The organism is Entomohabitans teleogrylli (assembly GCF_001484765.1).
Classification (GTDB): domain Bacteria; phylum Pseudomonadota; class Gammaproteobacteria; order Enterobacterales; family Enterobacteriaceae; genus Entomohabitans; species Entomohabitans teleogrylli.
This window is the reverse complement of the sequence record NZ_KQ947378.1, coordinates 305411-325890: the sequence shown is the minus strand read 5'-3', so window position 1 is coordinate 325890 and position 20480 is coordinate 305411. Positions and strand designations below refer to the sequence as shown.

At 55.2% G+C, this 20480-nt stretch carries 18 protein-coding genes; 2 read left to right on the top strand and 16 right to left on the bottom strand.

Annotated elements, in window-relative coordinates; all coding sequences use genetic code 11:
- Positions 1-233: 233 nt before the first annotated feature.
- A complete protein-coding gene (serA, locus tag AQ981_RS07130) occupies positions 234-1472 on the bottom strand; it encodes a phosphoglycerate dehydrogenase (protein ID WP_058911062.1) in 1239 nt (412 codons plus the stop codon).
- Between the two features lie 283 nt (positions 1473-1755).
- The gene (gene rpiA, locus AQ981_RS07125) at positions 1756-2415 is read right to left on the bottom strand and encodes a ribose-5-phosphate isomerase RpiA (protein ID WP_249226279.1); all 660 of its coding nucleotides are present in this window, start codon (positions 2413-2415) and stop codon (positions 1756-1758) included.
- A 244-nt stretch (positions 2416-2659) separates the two neighbouring features.
- On the opposite strand from rpiA, the gene argP reads away from it, so the two are divergent.
- Positions 2660-3553 carry a DNA-binding transcriptional regulator ArgP gene (gene argP / locus AQ981_RS07120; protein WP_058911061.1) on the top strand — a complete coding sequence of 298 codons (894 nt, stop codon included), beginning with the start codon at positions 2660-2662 and terminating at the stop codon, positions 3551-3553.
- Between the two features lie 87 nt (positions 3554-3640).
- Here the strand turns inward: argP and AQ981_RS07115 are convergent, their stop codons facing one another.
- From AQ981_RS07115 to tkt, 14 genes are all read right to left on the bottom strand, one after another.
- Complete coding sequence (locus tag AQ981_RS07115) at positions 3641-4372, bottom strand: oxidative stress defense protein (protein ID WP_058911060.1); 732 nt, start codon at positions 4370-4372, stop codon at positions 3641-3643.
- 151 nt (positions 4373-4523) lie between these two features.
- On the bottom strand, positions 4524-5156 hold the full coding sequence (gene argO / locus AQ981_RS07110; protein ID WP_058911059.1) for an arginine exporter ArgO: 633 nt from the start codon (positions 5154-5156) through the stop codon (positions 4524-4526).
- A gap of 137 nt (positions 5157-5293) precedes the next feature.
- Positions 5294-6157 (bottom strand): small-conductance mechanosensitive channel MscS, encoded by an 864-nt coding sequence (locus tag AQ981_RS07105; RefSeq protein ID WP_058911058.1) that lies wholly within the window; start codon positions 6155-6157, stop codon positions 5294-5296.
- Positions 6158-6651: 494 nt separating this feature from the next.
- On the bottom strand, positions 6652-7731 hold the full coding sequence (gene fbaA, locus AQ981_RS07100; protein WP_058911057.1) for a class II fructose-bisphosphate aldolase: 1080 nt from the start codon (positions 7729-7731) through the stop codon (positions 6652-6654).
- 232 nt (positions 7732-7963) lie between these two features.
- Entirely contained in the window at positions 7964-9127 is a 1164-nt protein-coding gene (gene pgk, locus AQ981_RS07095) for a phosphoglycerate kinase (protein ID WP_058911056.1), read from the bottom strand.
- Between the two features lie 48 nt (positions 9128-9175).
- A complete protein-coding gene (gene epd / locus AQ981_RS07090) occupies positions 9176-10195 on the bottom strand; it encodes an erythrose-4-phosphate dehydrogenase (protein ID WP_058911055.1) in 1020 nt (339 codons plus the stop codon).
- Positions 10196-10476: 281 nt separating this feature from the next.
- On the bottom strand, positions 10477-11187 hold the full coding sequence (locus tag AQ981_RS07085; protein ID WP_058911054.1) for a nucleoside/nucleotide kinase family protein: 711 nt from the start codon (positions 11185-11187) through the stop codon (positions 10477-10479).
- The gene (locus AQ981_RS07080) at positions 11184-11693 is read right to left on the bottom strand and encodes an MltR family transcriptional regulator (protein WP_058911053.1); all 510 of its coding nucleotides are present in this window, start codon (positions 11691-11693) and stop codon (positions 11184-11186) included. The genes AQ981_RS07085 and AQ981_RS07080 overlap by 4 nt, the downstream gene beginning before the upstream one ends.
- Positions 11694-11710: 17 nt before the next feature.
- Positions 11711-12682 carry a class II fructose-bisphosphatase gene (glpX, locus tag AQ981_RS07075; protein ID WP_058911052.1) on the bottom strand — a complete coding sequence of 324 codons (972 nt, stop codon included), beginning with the start codon at positions 12680-12682 and terminating at the stop codon, positions 11711-11713.
- Positions 12682-13956: a zinc-binding dehydrogenase gene (locus tag AQ981_RS07070; RefSeq protein ID WP_058911051.1), complete on the bottom strand. Its 1275-nt coding sequence runs from the start codon at positions 13954-13956 to the stop codon at positions 12682-12684. The genes glpX and AQ981_RS07070 overlap by 1 nt, the downstream gene beginning before the upstream one ends.
- Positions 13953-15347, bottom strand: a complete 1395-nt coding sequence (locus AQ981_RS07065) for a PTS mannitol transporter subunit IIBC (RefSeq protein ID WP_058911050.1) — start codon at positions 15345-15347, stop codon at positions 13953-13955. Before AQ981_RS07065 ends, AQ981_RS07070 begins: the two co-directional genes overlap by 4 nt.
- Positions 15348-15376: 29 nt before the next feature.
- Positions 15377-15817, bottom strand: a complete 441-nt coding sequence (gene cmtB, locus AQ981_RS07060) for a PTS mannitol transporter subunit IIA (protein ID WP_058911049.1) — start codon at positions 15815-15817, stop codon at positions 15377-15379.
- A gap of 309 nt (positions 15818-16126) precedes the next feature.
- Complete coding sequence (locus tag AQ981_RS07055) at positions 16127-17026, bottom strand: DMT family transporter (protein WP_058911048.1); 900 nt, start codon at positions 17024-17026, stop codon at positions 16127-16129.
- A gap of 191 nt (positions 17027-17217) precedes the next feature.
- Complete coding sequence (tkt, locus tag AQ981_RS07050) at positions 17218-19209, bottom strand: transketolase (RefSeq protein WP_058911047.1); 1992 nt, start codon at positions 19207-19209, stop codon at positions 17218-17220.
- Between the two features lie 262 nt (positions 19210-19471).
- Between tkt and loiP the strand changes: the two genes are divergently transcribed.
- The gene (gene loiP / locus AQ981_RS07045) at positions 19472-20230 is read left to right on the top strand and encodes a metalloprotease LoiP (protein ID WP_058911046.1); all 759 of its coding nucleotides are present in this window, start codon (positions 19472-19474) and stop codon (positions 20228-20230) included.
- Positions 20231-20480: the final 250 nt, after the last annotated feature.

Genomic DNA, 20480 nt, shown 5'->3' with positions numbered 1-20480 from the left:
CTGAAAAGAAGAGGATTAACGAGAGGGCTGTGTAAAGAGATAAAAAACCAGATGGATGGTAAACGCATCTGATTATCGCAATTGTAGATACCGCCTGATAAAAGCAAGGAAAATCAATTTATTGATTTCCGGCTGATAATACAGAGGAGGGAAAAAACACGCTTTTCCCTCCTCTTTCCGCCGTCTGCAAACCCACCGTAATGGGTTTGCAGGCTAACGAACCGGCGTCAGGATCAGTACAGCAGGCGCGCGCGAATCGTACCCGGAATCGCCTTCAGCTCCTGCAGCGCTTTATGCGCTACCTCTTCGCTGGCGTCGATATCAATGACCACATAGCCCATCTGCGCTGAGGTTTGCAGATACTGTGCCGCGATGTTGATGTTCTGATCGGCGAAGATATGGTTAATCGCGGTCAGTACGCCCGGGCGGTTCTCATGGATATGCAGCAGACGGCTGGTGCTGCTGGTATGCAGCGGCAGCGACACCTCCGGGAAATTGACTGCCGATAGCGTGGAGCCGTTATCCGAATACTTGGCCAGCTTGCCCGCCACTTCAAGGCCGATATTTTCCTGCGCTTCCTGCGTGGAGCCGCCGATATGCGGGGTCAGCAGCACATTGTCAAACTCGCACAGCGGTGAAGTAAACGGATCGCTGTTGGTGGCCGGCTCAGTCGGGAAGACATCAACCGCCGCCCCGGCCAGGTGTTTACTGGCCAGCACCTCGCACAGCGCCGGGATATCCACCACCGTCCCGCGCGAAGCGTTAATCAGCAGCGAACCTGGCTTCATCATCGCCAGTTGTTCAGCGCCGATCATATTCTTCGTCGATGCGTTTTCCGGCACGTGCAGGCTGACGACATCGCTCATATTAAGCAGGTCGGAGAGGTGTTGTACCTGGGTGGCGTTGCCCAGCGGCAGTTTGTTTTCAATATCGTAAAAGAAAACGTGCATCCCCAGCGACTCCGCCAGAATCCCCAGTTGCGTGCCGATATGTCCGTAACCGATGATCCCGAGCTTTTTACCACGCGCTTCAAAGCTGCCGGCGGCCTGTTTATTCCAGATTCCGCGGTGCGCTTTGGCGTTCGCTTCCGGTACGCCGCGCAGCAGCAGCAGCAGCTCGCCAATCACCAGTTCAGCCACCGAACGGGTGTTTGAGAAGGGGGCATTGAATACCGGAACACCACGTTTCGCCGCGGCATTGAGATCGACCTGGTTGGTGCCGATACAGAAGCAGCCTACCGCCACCAGTTTTTCCGCGGCGGCAAAGACCTCTTCAGTCAGGTGGGTACGGGATCGCAGTCCAATAAAATGGGCATCACGGATGGATTCTTTCAGGGCGTCGTTGTCCAGCGCCCCTTTATGATATTCGATGTTGGTGTAGCCTGCCGCACGAAGGTTATCGATTGCTTTCTGGTGTACCCCTTCCACCAGCAGGAATTTAATTTTGTCTTTCTCCAGTGATACTTTCGCCATTTCCCGACCCTGTATTATCTGACTGATGTTGTGTTCGGCTGTATAAGCCAGCCTTCTGTCAACATATCAAAAATTACGCTCCCGGCAATATGAACGTTTGCGTCACCCTCCTGAACAAATATCATCCAGCGGTCACAGGTGGGATAATATGCTGAATCTAAAGGCAGAAAGGGAATGAACGATCGGCGACAGAGTGGAAATGTGATATATATCACTAAATTCAGCAGTGAAGAAATTTCGTGTCTTCACTGCCGGGAATTGGGCGCCGCAGCGCCCGGTAAGATCATTTCACGATAGTTTTAACGCCGTCGGCGGTGCCGATCAACGCCACATCGGCGCCGCGTCTGGCAAACAAACCGACGGTCACTACGCCGGGAATGCTGTTAATAGCATCCTCCAGCGCCACCGGATCGAGAATCTCCAGGCCGTATACATCGAGAATCACATTCCCGTTGTCGGTCAACACCCCCTGGCGATACTCCGGGCGGCCACCCAGTTTTACCAGCGCCCGGGCCACACAACTGCGCGCCATCGGGATCACTTCGACCGGCAGCGGGAAGCGACCGAGAATATCCACTTGTTTGGAGGCATCGGCAATGCAGATGAATTTTTCAGCCACCGAGGCGATGATTTTTTCCCGGGTCAACGCCGCGCCGCCGCCTTTGATCATCTGCATATGACCATTAATTTCATCCGCGCCGTCCACATAGATGCCCAGCGAATCCACCTCATTAAGATCATAAACCGGGATACCCAACGCTTTGAGCTTTTCGGTAGAGGCATCGGAGCTGGAAACCGCGCCGTCGATCTGGTGTTTAATGGTGCCCAGCGCATCAATAAAATGCGCGGCGGTGGAGCCGGTACCCACGCCGACAATAGTGCCTGGCTGTACGTACTGGAGCGCAGCCCAGCCAACGGCTTTCTTCAGTTCATCCTGTGTCATGGTTTTTTGCCTGTGGTGTGTCAATTGTGGCGCATTATAGAACATGGCGCGGAAAATGTGCCCGCTATTCCCGGTTAACCACAGAGATTTCATGCTCATCCCCGGGATAATTCGCATTTGTGGCCTGCCAGTTAACCTGATCTGTGACGGTTATAAAGTGACAAATCCGCGGGATTTCATCTGTACCCATGACAAATTTATGTCATAGTGCTGAAATAACAAAAACAGGAGCCTACCCATCACAATGAAACGTCCGGACTACAGAACACTACAGGCGCTTGACGCCGTCATACGCGAACGCGGGTTCGAGCGCGCCGCGCAGAAACTGTGTATTACTCAGTCCGCCGTTTCTCAGCGCATCAAACAACTGGAAAATACTTTCGGCCAGCCGCTGCTGGTGCGCACTGTACCGCCGCGCCCGACAGAACAAGGGCAAAAACTGCTGGCGCTGCTGCGTCAGGTGGAATTGCTGGAAGAGGAGTGGCTGGGAGACGAGCAAACCGGCTCCACCCCGCTGCTGCTTTCGCTGGCGGTGAACGCCGACAGTCTCGCCACCTGGCTGCTGCCGGCGCTGGCGCCGGTGCTTTCGGACTCGCCAATTCGCCTCAACCTGCAGGTGGAAGATGAAACCCGAACTCAGGAACGGCTGCGCCGCGGCGAAGTGGTCGGCGCGGTTAGTATCCAGCCCCAGCCGCTGCCCAGTTGTCTGGTGGATCAGCTCGGCGCGCTGGACTATCTGTTCGTCGGCTCCCGGGATTTCGCCGCCCGCTATTTCCCCAACGGGGTAACCCGCTCAGCGCTGCTGAAAGCCCCGGCGGTCGCCTTCGACCACCTGGACGACATGCATCAGGCATTCCTGCAACAGAATTTCGATCTGTCGCCGGGCAGCGTGCCCTGTCATATCGTTAATTCGTCGGAAGCCTTCGTCCAGTTGGCCCGCCAGGGAACGACCTGCTGTATGATCCCCCATTTGCAGATCGAGAAAGAGCTCAACAGCGGTGAGTTGATCGACCTGACGCCAGGACTGTTTCAGCGCCGGATGCTCTACTGGCACCGCTTCGCGCCGGAAAGCCGCATGATGCGTAAAGTCACCGATGCGCTGCTGGCCTACGGCCACCGGGTGCTGCGTCAGGATTGAAAAAGCCTGCGGGGTACGCAGGCTGTGCAAAGCAAGAAAGCCCAAAACAGCGTTTTGGGCTTTCTGGTTTAGAGGCCGGGTATCATGTTACTGGCCGGGTGCCGGCGGCTGGCTCGGCGCCAGTTCGAACACCACATCGACCTGGTCGTCAAACTGAATGGTCTGCTGTTCGTAAGTGTCCTGGTCCGATACCGGCGCGGCCGCGGCTTTCATCATCCGCACCATCGGCGCCGGCTGGTAGTTCGACACGTGATAGCGGATGCTGTAGACCGCGCCCAGTTTGCTGTTAAAGCCGTCCGCCAGCATCTTCGCCTGGTGGATAGCATCGTCAATCGCCGCCTGACGGGCCTTATCTTTATAGGTTTCCGGTTGCGCAACCCCCAGCGACACCGAACGAATTTCATTCAGGCCCGCTTTCAGGGCGCCGTCGAGCAGGTCATTCAGTTTATCCAGTTGCCGCACCGTGACTTCCACACTGCGTACCGCGCGGTAGCCTTTTAGCTGCGTTTTACCGTCTTTCAGGTAGTCATACTCCGGCTGAGTACGCAGATTCGCGGCGTTAATGTCCTTTTTATCCACCCCGCTCCCCTGCAGGAAAGTGAGATATTGCGCAACGCGATCGTCGGCCTGCTTTTTGGCCGTTGCCGCATCTTTAGCGGAGACATTCACTTCAATCGCCAGTGTGGCGATATCCGGTACCGCATCTACGCTCGCGGTGCCTGACGTAACGACGTGCGGGCCATTCGGCAGCTCATTTGCCTGCGCCGATACCGCACCGAAACCCAACATTGCGGCCAGGGCCAAAACTTTAAACTTCACTGTAACTCCTCCATGCGTCGTTCCAATATCATCTGCCACTGATTCTGCGGCCGGTTCATCGTTTCAGATAACCGACCGGAACAATAAACGTGGCGCCTGGCTGCAAGCATAGTTGCTGACGACGTATTGTCTATCGGATAAAGGCGATTTGTTACAACAGCGCCCGCAGATGGGCAATGCCCTCCCGGGCCAGTTGCCAGGCGATAAACCACATCACCATCCCCACCAACAGGTTAATGATGCGCTGGGCGCGGGCGGTACGCAGACGCGGCGCCAGCCATGCCGCCAGCAGCGCCAGGCCATAAAACCACAGTATCGATGCGCTTACCGTCCCCAGCGCAAACCAGCGCTTCGGTTCCGCAGCCAGCTGTCCTCCCAGGCTACCGAGTACCACAAAGGTGTCCAGCCAGACATGCGGGTTCAGCCATGTCACCGCCAGCACGGTGACAATGATTTTCCAGCGCCCCTGACGCATCGCTTCCGCGCTGGCCAATTCTATGTTGCTACTCATGGCGGTACGCAACGCTCCCCAGCCATACCATAGTAAAAAGGCAACGCCGCCCCAGGTCACCAGCGCCAGCAGCCACGGGGACTGCATCAGCAGCGCGCTGCCGCCGAAGATACCGGCGACAATTAGCAACAGATCGCTGATGGCGCAAAGGGTGGCAATCATGATGTGGTACTGGCGGCGGAGCCCCTGGTTCATCACAAAGGCGTTTTGCGGCCCGAGCGGAAGAATCAGGGCGGCGCCGAGCATAAGCCCCTGAAAATAATAAGACAGCACGACAGATATCCTTTAACCGACGAGTTCAGGTGCAGTGTACCGGCGGCTGAATATTAGAGGAAATGGATAATATTTATCATCGATAAGGGGAGCTAATAAAGAAGCGCTGACCGGCGAGATCCGGCCAGCGACAGGCGTTACTGCGGTTGCTGCGGCGCAGCGACTTTATGAACGTGAACATCCATCTGCGGATAAGGAATCCCGATCCCCCGGGCGTCCAGCGCTTTTTTAATGCGCTCCAGCACATCCCAGTAGACCTCCTGCAGATCGCTGCTTTTGCTCCAGCAGCGCACCACAAAATTCACCGATGAAGCGCCCAGTTCGTTGAGCCGCACCGTGCGCTCGCGATCCTTCAGGATTCGATCATCGGACTCGATAATTTCCGTCAGGATCTGTTTCACCTCGTCGATGTCCGCATCGTAGGCGACGCCGATAATAAACTCATTGCGGCGCACCGGCTCCCGGGAGAAGTTGATGATATTGCCGGCAATGATCTTCCCGTTGGGCACCACGACGATTTTGCCGTCCACGGTACGCAGGGTGGTAGAGAAAATCTGTACGTTCATCACGGTACCGGCGATGCCCCCGAGATCCACATACTCACCGCTGCGGAATGGCCGGAACGTTACCAGCAACACCCCGGCGGCAAGGTTAGACAAAGACCCCTGCAGCGCCAGGCCTATGGCCAGACCGGCGGCGCCCAGTACGGCGATCACCGAAGCGGTCTGCACCCCGACTCTGCCCAGCGCGGCAATCAACGTAAAAGCGATGATGCCATAGCGCACCAGCGCAGACAGAAAATCGGCCACCGTGCTGTCGATTTTACGCGCCAGCATCACGCGGTTAACGGCATTAGAGACAAGACGCGCGATGATCATACCAACAATCAGAATGGCGATTGCCGCAACAATGTTCACCGCATAACTCAACAACAGCGCCTGGTTGCGCACCAGCCAGGTACCGGCATCGTTTATGCTGTCGACTACATTAATATCTTCCATTCACGGCTCCCTGAATGATGAAATAACAAAAAAGCGTGGCAGGTCTGTAAACCCTATTAAAGGGTAAACAAAAACAACGAAATATGCCAAGTTCATCACATAAATGAGCCATCGCAGGCGCTGTATTTGGGAAAATAACCTGCGGCAAGCTGCGGATGGAGGGGAAAGTCGCGACAAAAGGTATATTCTGTAAGGTTACTCAAAAATCAGGTTCTAAATCAGATAATTAAATTTTATTACTGCAGAATAATGTCATGCCGGAGATCGGCGAATAAAAATCCGCCTTCATAGCAGGCGACATTGATTACGCCCTGGAAAGGCGTACCAAAACCCTTAAAAATAAGTCTCTGCCAGTTTTGTAAGATTTAAATACAAAGACAATAAGGCAGAGCCAAAACCAGTTGATGACCACGCCCACAGGACGTGGTTTTCAGTTGGCAATAAAAAGCCCGCCGGTTAAGCGGCGGGCCTGAGAACCAGTACAACGACTGCGCTTACAGTACGTCGATAGCGTTCAGTTCCTGGAAGGCTTTCTCCAGGCGTACGACCATGCTCTGCTGGCCGGCACGCAGCCAGACGCGCGGATCATAGTATTTCTTGTTCGGCTGGTCTTCGCCTTTCGGGTTGCCCAACTGACCCTGCAGGTAAGCTTCGTTCTCTTTGTAGTACTTCAGGATACCTTCCCAGGTTGCCCACTGGGTGTCGGTATCGATGTTCATTTTCACTACGCCGTAGCTTACGGAATCTTTGATTTCCTGAGCGGAAGAACCGGAACCGCCGTGGAAGACGAAGTTCAGGCTGTTGTGCGGCAGGTTGTGTTTCTTAGAAACATAATCCTGAGAGTCGCGCAGGATAGTCGGAGTCAGTACCACGTTACCCGGTTTGTACACGCCGTGTACGTTACCGAAAGAAGCGGCGATGGTGAAACGCGGGCTGATTTTGCTCAATTCAGTGTAAGCGTAATCAACATCTTCCGGCTGAGTGTACAGCGCGGAGGCATCCATGTGGCTGTTGTCGACACCGTCTTCTTCACCGCCGGTGCAGCCCAGTTCGATCTCCAGCGTCATACCGATTTTCGACATGCGCGCCAGATACTTAGAGCAAATCTCGATGTTTTCTTCCAGAGACTCTTCAGACAGGTCGATCATATGGGAAGAGAACAGCGGTTTACCGGTGGCGGCAAAATGTTTTTCACCAGCGTCCAGCAGGCCGTCCAGCCACGGCAGCAGTTTCTTGGCGCAGTGGTCAGTGTGCAAAATTACCGGCACGCCGTAATGCTCGGCCATCTGATGAACGTGGTGCGCGCCAGAAATCGCGCCGAGGATCGCCGCGCCCTGGGGAACGTCGGTTTTAACGCCTTTACCGGCAATAAACGCCGCGCCGCCGTTAGAGAACTGAACGATAACCGGCGCCTTCACTTTTGCCGCGGTTTCCAGCACAGCGTTGATGGAGTCAGTGCCCACGCAGTTTACTGCCGGCAGCGCAAAATGGTTCTCTTTAGCTACCTGGAATACCTTCTGAACGTCATCACCGGTGATCACGCCTGGTTTTACGAAATCAAAAATTTTAGACATGTTACGTAGTCCTGTATCTTCGGCCGTTTCTGCTCGCCACAATTCGTGCTGCCAGTACGTTGGCTTTACCCGGCCTTCGGCCTCGACCCTTGTGGGCCAGCGCCCCTGGTTGCTGACTTGATGCAAGCTCCCGGGGATTCGCTGCATCGCCGCCTTCTGGCAACGCGAATTATTCAGAGCAACAATTGAGTCTTCTTTGAAAAACAGGCGGGTCGCCCCGCCTGATAAACGCTTACTGCTTAGCGCGCTCTTCGAGCATCGCCACTGCCGGCAGTACTTTACCTTCTACAAACTCCAGGAATGCGCCGCCGCCGGTAGAGATATAAGAGATTTTGTCGGCGATACCGAACAGATCGATAGCCGCCAGCGTGTCGCCGCCGCCGGCGATGGAGAACGCTTCACTGTCAGCGATCGCGTTAGCCACGATCTCAGTGCCTTTACGGAAGTTCGGGAATTCGAATACGCCGACCGGGCCATTCCACAGAATGGTTTTGGCGTTTTTCAGGATTTCCGCCAGTTTCTGGGCGGAAACGTCGCCGATATCCAGAATCTGCTCGTCGCTTTTCACGTCGTTCACAGACTTCAGGGTTGCCGGCGCGGTTTCAGAGAATTCAGTCGCCACCCGTACATCGGTCGGTACCGGAATATCGCAGGTGGTCAGCAGACGTTTGGCTTCGTCTACCAGATCGGCTTCGTAGAGGGATTTACCCACATTGTGGCCCTGAGCGGCAACAAAGGTGTTAGCGATACCGCCGCCAACGATCAACTGATCGGCGATTTTAGACAGGGAATCCAGCACTGTCAGTTTGGTGGAAACTTTAGAACCGCCCACGATAGCGACCATCGGACGCGCCGGTTCTTTCAGCGCTTTACCCAGCGCATCCAGTTCAGCGGCCAGCAGCGGGCCGGCGCAGGCAACCTCGGCGAATTTGCCGATACCGTGTGTGGACGCCTGGGCGCGGTGCGCGGTACCAAACGCATCCATCACGAACACATCGCACAGCGCGGCGTATTTTTTGGACAGCGCTTCGTCGTCTTTCTTCTCGCCTTTATTGAACCGCACGTTTTCCAGCACCACCAGTTCGCCGGCAGCGACATCAACGCCGTCCAGGTAGTCTTTCACCAGACGTACCGGGCTGGAGAGTTTGTCTTTCAGGTAATTAACCACCGGCAGCAGAGAGAATTCTTCGTTGTACTCGCCTTCGGTCGGACGACCCAGATGGGAGGTAACCATCACTTTCGCACCCTGTTTCAGCGCCAGTTCGATGGTCGGCAGAGAAGCGCGGATACGCGCGTCGCTGGTCACTTTACCCTCTTTAACCGGCACGTTCAGATCCGCACGGATAAAAACGCGTTTACCAGCCAGATCCAGATCGGTCATCTTAATTACAGACATGGTGAATCCTCTCGTTGATTCTTAAAGTTTTGCAGACGCCAGAGCGCCTTACCTGAAACCAGTCGCGGCCATTGCCAGGCTCGTGTCGAGCATACGGTTGGCAAAGCCCCATTCATTATCACACCAGACCAGCGTCTTAATCAGATGCCGGCCGCTAACCCGCGTCTGCGTACCATCGACAATGGCGCTGTGCGGATCGTGATTAAAATCGATTGAGACCAACGGTAATTCCGTATAGTCAACTATACCACGAAATGCCCCCTGCGCCGCTTTTTGCAGCAAGTGATTGACATCACTGGATTTTACCGGCTGCTGTACCGCCACGCTAAGGTCGATTGCCGTCACATTGATGGTTGGGACCCGGACCGCAATCGCTTCAAATTTATCGTTAAATTTTGGGAAGATACGGGTAATTCCCGCCGCCAGACGCGTATCAACGGGGATAATCGACTGACTGGCGGCGCGGGTGCGGCGTAAATCCGGATGATAGGCGTCGATCACCTGCTGGTCGTGCATCGCGGAATGGATTGTCGTAACCGTTCCCGACTCTATGCCAAAAGCGTCATCCAGCAGTTTAATGACCGGAATAATGCAGTTAGTGGTACAGGAAGCATTCGAGACAATCCGATGTTCGCGCTGCAGTTGCGCATGATTTACCCCGAAGACTACCGTGGCATCCAGATCGTGCGCGCCCGGATGCGAAAACAGCACTTTCCCGGCGCCGGCCTCCAGATGCGCAACGCCATCTGCGCGACTGCCATACACACCGGTACAGTCGAGCACGATATCCACCCCTAATTCGCGCCATGGCAGCGCCGCAATCGTCGGCTCATGCAGCAGGCGGATCGCGTCATCCCCCACCCACAGTTGGTCCCCTTCCTGGCGCACATCCCAGGAAAAGCGCCCGTGGCTGGTGTCATATTTCAACAAATGCGCCATGCCCGCGGCGTCCGCCAGCTCGTTAATCGCCGCCACGGCGATTTCCGCGCGACGGCCGGATTCGTACAGCGCCCGCACAACATTACGCCCAATGCGCCCGAATCCATTGATTGCGATACGTATGGCCATATTTCTCCCGCCAGGATCCCCTAATCAGGCTGACAGAGTAATGCAGCTACGCCGTCAGGGGAATCCTCGCCTGTCACAAACCACAACCGTTTATCGGGTTGGTGAACACTCAGTTAACTGAAACGCTTCAGCGAGAATAAGCGAAACAGTAATCAAAAGGAATGATTGTCACCCTGAATGAGATAATCTTCTGACAGCCATCACACTTTTTGAGCAAAACGGAGGAATAATACGCCCAGCATCCGTTGCCGGATAAAGGAATAATGGAATAAATGACGGATTCAGGCAACCCGATAGCGGCCTTCTTTATCCATCGCCAGGGTCAGATCCGCCGGCAGACTATGGGCCAAAACCCGCTTCACATTCGGGCCATCGGTACGTAGATAAAAATCCTCAGCCTGCTGCGGCGTTAAGCCGCCGGCAATTTTGCGCGCCACCAGACGCTGTTCCAGAATCACCCGCGGCGCGCGGATGAAAATGGAGAAATCGCAGTAGCGCCGTAACTGGCGCCACGGCTCCTCATCCAGTAGCAGCCAGTTACCTTCAACAATCACTACCGGCGCCGTCACGCGAATAGCGAATTCAACCGGGTCGTGCTTTTGCCTGTCATACTGCGGCCAACTGCCATCGCCGCGCCGTAACTGCTGTAAGTTGCGGGCCAGTTTCCCAACGTCAAAGGTCTGCGGCGCGCCTTTAAACGGCCTGAGCTGATGTTCGTCAAGGTAGTCGTTGTAATGGTGAAAGCCATCCATCGGCAGTGTCTGCAGCGCGGGCAATCGCGGATCGTTAGCCGCCAGATACTCCCAGAAGGTGGTCAGCGTCGATTTACCGGTTCCCGGCGGCGCACTCAAAAAGATAATGCAGCGCTGACCGGATAGCGCCTGATGCAGTTGGGCAAAGCGCTGCAATAACGGTTTGTGGAGGTTATGAATTTCACGGTCGCAGTAGCTGGCCTGGGTGGTCAGCCCGTTAATCGTCAGGGTAATGTTCACAGCGTGAGTTCCTTGAGTATCTCCGTGACCGCCAGCACCATTGCGGTTTTCACCATGCTGGTATAACGAGCCTGCGAATAGACGGCAAAATCGGCAAATTTCATCCCTTTCAACGCCTGCCAGAAGACATCATTGCGCGTAATGGTATTGATATTGCTGATAAAATCCCAGGTTACCTCATCCTGAAACCCGGGCGGCGCTTCCTGTTTCATCACATAGTCATGAAACTGGGAAAAACTGGTGATGTCCGCATACAGCCATTTATCCATTTTACCTAATGCGAAAATCAGCCGTAGCGCCACGTCTATATCATCCAGCGGCCCGCTGCGGGCAAGTAACGGCTTCACTGCATATTCCAGAATCTCTGCGTCATTATTCACAAACAATGACGGCAGAAAACGCCTGACCCCCGCCGACAATATTTCATGGGCCGCGGACATAAAGGCCGGTAAATCGGCCCGGGCGTCCAGTTGCTCAAGAATTTCGTCTTCCGTCAGCGTAGTCATGAGGTTCTCGGTTGCGCTCACTGGTGATGCAGGGAATCTATTATATTACACGTTTGGTCTATGCCATTGATCAGCAATGTTTGGGTACGCACCATACTGCCTTGCTGGCGTACGCCGCGCAGGATATCGCCCCCGGTAACGCCGGTGGCGGAAAACAGAATGGCCGTACTCCCCACCAGTTCATCCAGCCCGTAAATGCGGTTAATGTCGACCCCCATCTCCCGGCAGCGCCGGCGTTCATCATGGGCGATCTGCCGGTGCGACGGCGTATCGTCCTTCGCCTGGCAAAAATCCACCAGCTCAGCCTGCATATCACCGCCCAGCGCCTTCACCGCGCAGGCCGAGATCACCCCTTCCGGCGCGCCGCCGGTGGTATACAGCACATCAAACTGATTGTCTTTCATACAGGTCAGTACGCTGGCGGCGACATCGCCATCAGGCAGCGCGAACACCTTCACGCCCAGACGCGACGCCTCGGCGATCGCCTGTTGCTGGCGCGGTTTATCCAGCGTCGCCAGCCGCAGCGCCGATAACGGTTTCCCCAGCGCGGCGGCGATACGGCGCAGGTTCTCCGCCAGCGGCAGCGCCAGATCGATAGCGCCGCGCCCCCCGGCGTTGACCACCAGCTTTTTCATATACATATCCGGAGCGTGCAGCAGCGTCCCCTGCGGCGCCAGCGCCATCACCGCCAGCGCATTGTTCTGCCCCATCGCCACCATGCGCGTGCCTTCAATGGGATCGACGGCGATATCCACCGCCGGGCCTTTCCCGCTACCGACCTGTTCACCGATAAACAACATGGGCGCGTTGTCGATCTCTCCCTCGCCGATGACAATCCGCCCGCGCATAGCAACATGGTTGAGGGCTTCACGCATCGCACGCACCGCCAGACCGTCAATAGCGTTTTTATCGCCGCAGCCAATCGAGGGCCAGGCAGCGAGCGCCGCCTGTTCAGTGACGCGCAGCAATGGCCATACCAGCGAGTGCATCACACCGCCTCCCCGATATCGACGCCAAAATGGGCCAGCAGGTAGCGTTCAGCCTCCTCGTTCCAGATGCCGTGGGTTTTCTCCACCCGCTCCGCCAGCGCCTGGAATAGCGGATCGGATTTGCCCAGTTCGGCAAAATCGGTAATCGCGGTCAGCGGCAGCGTAACGCCGTTGTAGATAAGTTTCTTACCCCCCGGAATATCCGGCAGATTCAGAATGGTTTCCGGTACCGCATCCAGCCCGCCGATATGCGTCACCATAAAAGAGGGCCGTAGCCGCCCGTTGGCGCTCAAAGTAAGAGCCTCAATCATATCGTCGGTAGAGCCTCCGGAGGTGCCGACCACGTGTGTGCTGTTGTAATGCACATTGTAAAAATTAAACGGTACTTTGAACTGGCTATCCGTCGGACCGGCGAAGAAGTTCAGGCAGCCATCTTCCGCCAGTAATTCATCCGCCAGCGTAACCACCGCGGAAACCGCCGCATAAACAAACACATCGTCAAAACCGTGACCGCCGGTCAGCGCCCGCAGCGCCTGGGTTGGATTTTCCAGCCCAGCGCTGTTCACATAGATAAGCTCGATGCCCTTTTCCGCCGCCTGCGCCACGGGTAATAATTTCTGCGCTTGCGCCAGCCGCGCCTCATCAATATCCACCACCACGATTCTGCCCGGGCGCACCCCGCCATTAATCGCGTAATCGATGGCGCCGATACCCATCGGGCCCGCACAGGCCAGTAGCGCCAGGTTTCCGCCCGGCTTTATCCCCATCCGGTGCTCATAGACATAGGGTGTGGTGTGATAATTCGCCCGGTAAGCGCCGATAATGCAACACATCGGCTCCGCCAGAGAGGCATCGGCAAAACAGGAACCGTGATAGGGCAGAACACACCCCAGATTGATCGCCACCTCAGGGATAATCATATAAGTCGCATTACCGCCAAAATATTCGTAGCTGTAGCCCGCCGAATAACCGCTCGGTAAGCCCATCGCCGGCTGTAATACGAATCGCTGACCGGGCCGATAGCCGGCGGTTAAATTTTTCCCGACCTGAACGATAATCCCCGCGCACTCGTGGCCGGTGATAACCGGATGATTTTCCAGATCCCCCGGTACGCGTTTATGATCGCTCCCCAGTTGCGCCGCCTTCCAGGTGGACAGGCAGACACTATCGGAGATAACCCTGACCAGTAATTCGTTATCGGTGATCTCCGGCAATTCGAATTCGCGGATGCGCACATCCTGTTTCCCGTAAATTGCTGCAACTTTTGTTTTCATGGTTTTTCCGCCTGATGTGACGTCAATCGTTCAAAAAGGGTGTCCAGTTGCGGATCGCCGATATAGTTATTGATCAGGATTAGCGGTTGGTGGGTAACCCGTTTCACGCGTCCTTCCAGACTCGCATGCGTGACGATCAGATCGGCGTCCGGCGGTGCATTTTCAATGGCATAATGCCTGACTTCGATATTCAGTCCGCTCTTTTCCAGGCGCTTGCGAAAGGTGGTGGCGCCCATGGCGCTGGACCCCATACCGGCATCGCAGACAAACGCGATGTGTTTTACCTGACCGGAGAGTGATGTCCCCTGCTGTTTCATGGCTTTCACCGCCTGCGTGGATTGGGCAAAACTATCCACGTCTTCCTGTACGCCGCTCTTTTCCATTTTCAGAATCAACGCGGTCACCACAAACGACACTACCGTCCCCACCGTCACGCCGGACAGAGTAGCGATAAATGAGCCGCGGGGAGTGAGCGCCAGGTAAGCGAAAATGGAACCCGGACTGGGACCGGCCACCAGACCGCCATCAAGTAGATGGAAGGTGTAAATCCCTGACATTCCGCCGGCAATCATGGCGATCAGCGTCAGAGGCTTCATCAGCACGTAGGGGAAATAGAGCTCATGAATCCCGCCCAGGAAGTGGATAATCATCGCCCCCGGCGCCGAACGTTTACTCATGCCTTTGCCAAACACCGCGAACGCCAACAGCAGGCCCAGTCCGGGTCCCGGGTTAGAAGCCACCATAAAGAAGATAGACTTCCCGGTATCCGAAGCCTGCTGCATACCCAGCGGGTAATAGACGCCCTGATCGATGGCGTTATTCAAAAACAGAATCTTCGCCGGCTCGTTAATCAGCGACAGCAGCGGTAGATAACCGGTTTTCACCAGTGATTCGATACACTCTTTGACAAAGTTATTCGCCACCAGCACCGCGGGACCAATAATCTCAAACGCCAGCAGGCACATCAGCATACCGGCAATGCCGAGCGAGAAATTATTAATCACCATCTCAAAACCCGCCGGAATATGTTTTTCCAGCGCGGCATCGATGCGTTTAATCACCCAACCGCCCAGCGGCCCGACAATCATCGCCCCGATAAACATCGGAATATCCGCCCCGACAATCACGCCGATGGTGCCAATCCCCCCCATCACGGCGCCCCGCTTGCCACCCACCAGATGCCCGCCAGTAGAACCAATCATTACCGGTAATAAATAGGTAATCATTGGCCCGACAATTCTGGCGAAATGCTCATTGGGTAACCAGCCGGTGGGAATAAATAAGGCAGTAATAAAACCCCAGGCAATAAATGCGCCAATATTGGGTATAACCATAGCGGTTAAAAATCCCCCAAAAGCCTGGACCTTTGCACGAGCAGACTTATTTTCCATAATCATGTCCTGTTACAGGAAAAGAGAAATCAGGCGCGAATAAGAATATCCGCCAGCTGTTCTTCATTTTTTGCCGCCAGCAATGCCTGAATATTTTCGTCTTCACACAGCAATTCACTGAGTGACTGAATTGCCTCAATGTGAGTATCAGAATCAGCGGCGGACAGGCCAATCAGTAACCTGATAGGTTGGTCATCACCGAAAATAACCGGTTCATCCAGCAACGTTAATGTCAGGCCAGTCTTAATCGCGCCAGCCTCCGGCCTGGTATGGGGCATCGCGATATAAGGCGCCAGAATATAATAAGGGCCATTATCTAATGTCGAATCTTTAATGGCCTGAATATAGTCACTTTTGATATAGCCATTATTTAATAACCCCTCCATCGCATAATCCACTGCCTGGCGCCAGTCTTCCGCCCGTGATTTAATAACGATAGAATTTTTTGGAAAATAATCCCTTAGCCGCATGTTGCGCCCTCTTTTTATTTTCATAGCTCAGGAAGCAAACTACTCGCGAGCGCAAAATAAAGCAATCAGGGGCAATTCCCCTTAAATCAGACAGCGGAGAAATACAAAACCAACCAGATCAAAAAGTTGTATTGTGATATTTATTTGTCAATCATATTTTTGTGATAAATAACTCAAAACAAAACATAAAAAATATATTTTTTTTGTGATCATAATAACGTTAAGGTGATTGCTTTAAGATAAAAACCTTGATCAATCACGCAGATCAGCACAGCTCCAAAACACTTTACGGCGCATCCGGCGTGAAAACTACGGTTCGGGATTTGTCAGCGGCTTGCTCAGCGTATTACGGCGGCCAAAAAGACGGCTGCGGGTAATCAGCAGGCCTATAAACATCAAAGCGCAGGCAAGTTGCTTCTGCGGCGAAAACGGTTCCTGATAGATCAACAGACTGAACAGCAGTACCCACACCGGTTCAAGCAGCATAATCAGCGCGGCCGTTACCGGCGCGGCAAGACGCTGACCGGCGATTTGCACGACATAACGCAACACGGTAGCCGGCAACACGCTGACCAGCAGCCACCCGATACCTGCGGCGGAGATGCGTTCCGGCCACGTTTCCGTCGCCAGCGATACCAGTAGCCCCATAACGCCGACCACCAGTAACTGGGCGCAGCTGAAGGGCAGTACCGGCAAATGCGGCGCCAGCCGGCTGTTAACAATAAAAAATAGCGACATCAGCAAAGATGAGGCGGCGAACCAGATGTGGCCGGAGGCAAAGTTCCAGCTTCCCTGCAGGGAAAGCAGCATCAGCCCAGCCAGCACCAGCGGCAGCCCCAGCCAGAAGGCTAACGGCGGCCGGTTACGGAAAAATAACCAGTTCAGCAGGGGGACAAACAGCATCGCCAGGCTGGTAATAAATCCCCCTTCCGACAGTGTGGGGCTGACCGCCACGGCATAGATCCACAGCAGTAAGCCAGCGCCGAGCAGCCCGCCAGTCAGCAGGCCGTTACGCGCGGTCAGAGTAAAGTTAGCGGCAATATCGCGCCAGCAAAAAGGCAGCAGAACCAGCGCCGCCAGCAAAAAGCGCAGCCCGATAAATCCGCTGACCGGCAACGCCTCAATCGCCTGGCGCGATACAAACCAGCCCGCCGCGGCCAGCAGGCTGGTGAGCAGCATCAGTAATTCACCCTTTCTGGTCGCTTCCATCGCTTTACTATTCCTGGCTAAAAAGAGGGCTGGCGCGCAGCCTTATGCGCAGTTGCAGCCGAATATTATGCCTGTCTTTGGCAAAGAATAGCCATAGTGAAAATCGCCAGGATAGCGCGCTATCGTCGCAATGGCGGGCAAAAAAACGGGCCGCATCAGCGACCCGTTTTCATCAGCAATGCAGACCGCGATTACAGCAGCGCTTTGGCTTTCGCCACGACGTTGTCGACAGTGAAGCCGAACTCTTCGAACAGTTTCTCTGCCGGCGCGGACTCACCGAAGGTCGTCATCCCGACAATAGCGCCATTCAGACCGGTATACTTGAACCAGTAATCAGCGATACCCGCTTCAATCGCCACGCGGGCAGAAACCGCTTTCGGCAGCACGGATTCGCGGTAGGCGGCATCCTGCTTGTCGAAGGCATCAGTAGACGGCATAGAAACCACACGCGCTTTCACACCTTCCGCCGACAGTTTTTCCCATGCCGCCACCGCCAGCTCCACCTCGGAACCGGTGGCGATGAAGATCAGTTGCGGCTGGCCGGCGCAGTCTTTCAGCACGTAGGCGCCGCGGGCGATATCCGCCAGTTGCTGCGCGCTGCGCTCCTGCTGCGCCAGGTTCTGACGCGACAGGATCAGCGCTGTCGGGCCGTCATGGCGCTCAACACCATACTTCCACGCCACCGCGGATTCCACCTGGTCACACGGGCGCCAGGTGCTCATGTTCGGGGTCACACGCAGGGACGCCAGTTGCTCTACCGGCTGGTGAGTCGGACCATCTTCCCCCAGACCAATGGAGTCATGGGTGTAAACCATTACCTGACGCTGTTTCATCAGCGCCGCCATACGCACCGCGTTACGGGCATATTCCACGAACATCAGGAAGGTCGAGGTATATGGCAGGAAACCACCGTGCAGCGCGATACCGTTGGCGATAGCGGTCATACCAAACTCACGCACACCGTAATGAATGTAGTTACCGGCCGCGTCTTCATTGATGGCCTTCGAACCGGACCACAGGGTCAGGTTGGAAGGCGCCAGGTCAGCGGAACCGCCGAGGAATTCCGGCAGCCACGGGCCAAACGCTTCAATCGCGTTCTGGGATGCTTTACGGCTGGCGATTTTCGCCGGATTAGCCTGCAGACTTTCAATCCACGCCTGCGCTTTTGCGGCGAAGTCCGCCGGCATATCCCCCTTCATACGGCGGGTAAATTCTGCGGCTTGCTGCGGGAACGCTTGCGCATAGGCGGCAAACTTCTCGTTCCAGGCAGACTCTTTCGCCTGTCCGGCCTCTTTAGCATCCCACTGCGCGTAGATATCCTGCGGGATAACGAACGGCTCGTATTTCCAGCCCAGTTGTTCACGGGTTGCGGCGACTTCAGCATCACCCAGCGGCGCGCCGTGGGAATCATGCGTCCCCGCTTTGTTCGGAGAGCCAAAGCCGATGATGGTTTTGCACATCAGCAGGGACGGTTTGCCAGTCTCTTTACGGGCCTCTTCTACCGCGCGTTTAATGGCATCGGCATCGTGACCGTCCACCCCGCGCACCACGTGCCAGCCGTAGGCTTCAAAGCGCTTCGCGGTATCGTCGGTAAACCAGCCTTCCACATGACCATCAATGGAAATACCGTTGTCATCGTAGAACGCAATCAGCTTGCCCAGCTTCAGGGTGCCCGCCAGAGAGCACACTTCATGGGAAATGCCTTCCATCATGCAACCGTCGCCCATAAAGGCGTAGGTGTAGTGATCGACAATGTCGTGACCCGGGCGGTTAAACTGCGCAGCCAGCGTTTTCTCGGCAATAGCCATCCCAACGGCGTTAGCGATGCCCTGGCCCAGCGGACCGGTGGTGGTTTCCACACCCGGCGTGTAACCAACTTCCGGGTGACCCGGGGTTCGGGAATGCAACTGGCGGAAGTTCTTCAGCTCTTCCATCGGCAAATCATAACCGGTGAGGTGCAGCAGGCTGTAAATCAGCATCGAGCCGTGACCATTGGACAGCACGAAACGGTCGCGATCCGCCCAGTGCGGATTGTTCGGATTATGGTTCAGATAATCACGCCACAGGACTTCGGCAATGTCCGCCATGCCCATAGGGGCTCCCGGGTGACCGGATTTGGCTTTTTGTACGGCGTCCATGCTGAGCGCACGAATAGCATTGGCAAGCTCTTTACGAGAAGACATTTTAACTCCAGATCGGATGGTTGAAGGTCACGACTTGACTACTATGCGTTATGGGCTACGCCCGAAAAAATTGCCATTAATGTACCCCAGGCCGCATGCTATGTACATGGAACATCCTTGCGGAGACTCAGAAATCTCCGCAAGTGCAGGCTAACGCGCACAACTCACTCGCCGGAAATAGCTATTCTTTTTTATACTCATGTTGCCGCTGTTTGCCGTTGCGGCAGGCCTCATTAACCTTCAATTAAGTGGAAGTGACAGCATGAAGATTCGCCCTGTGTTATTAGCTCTGGGTGTCACAGCCGCACTCAGCGGTTGTCAGAATATGGATTCAGGTTCCCTGATGACGTCAGGGGCGGAAGCTTTTCAGGCCTATACGCTAAACGACGCGCAGGTGATTGCCCTGAGTGACAAAGCCTGCCAGGAAATGGATGCCAAAGCCACGCTGGCGCCAGCGGGCAGCACTTATACCCAGCGCCTGAATAAAATCGCCGCCGCGCTGGGAGATAATATCAACGGTACCGCGGTGAACTATAAAGTCTACGTGACTAAAGACGTCAATGCGTTCGCAATGGCCAACGGTTGTATCCGGGTCTACAGCGGGTTAATGGATATGATGACCGACAATGAAGTGGAAGCGGTTATCGGCCATGAAATGGGCCATGTGGCGCTCGGCCATGTGAAAAAAGGCATGCAGGTAGCGCTGGGCACTAACGCGCTCCGCGCCGCAGCCGCCTCTGCCGGCGGAATTATCGGCAGTCTTTCCCAGTCCCAGCTTGGCGATCTTGGCGAACAACTGGTTAACGCGCAGTTCTCCCAGCGCCAGGAGTCTGAAGCTGACGATTACTCCTACGATCTGTTGCGCAAACGGGGCATTAACCCCGGCGGACTGGCCACCAGCTTTGAAAAGCTGGCGCAGCTGGAACAGGGGCGCCAGAGCAGCATGCTTGACGATCACCCGGCATCGGCAGAGCGCGCCCGACATATTCGCGATCGGATGGCGGCAGACGGTATTAAGTAACCTTCCCTTTATACCCGCGCCAGGCAAGATTATCCCAATGCTGTCTGGCGCAGCCCATGCAGCTATTGGTTATTCACGAAATGTGCCGTTATTTCCTATAGCGGAAAATATAACCCCTTCATTTAGCGCCATAAATTTCGCTCCTGCGCACTGAAAAGTGACGATACGTGTTTAATGGCAGCAAATGTTATTGCATTGTAAATACATTCAGGTAACCATCTCTTTTAGCGGTAGAAACCGCCCTTCCAAA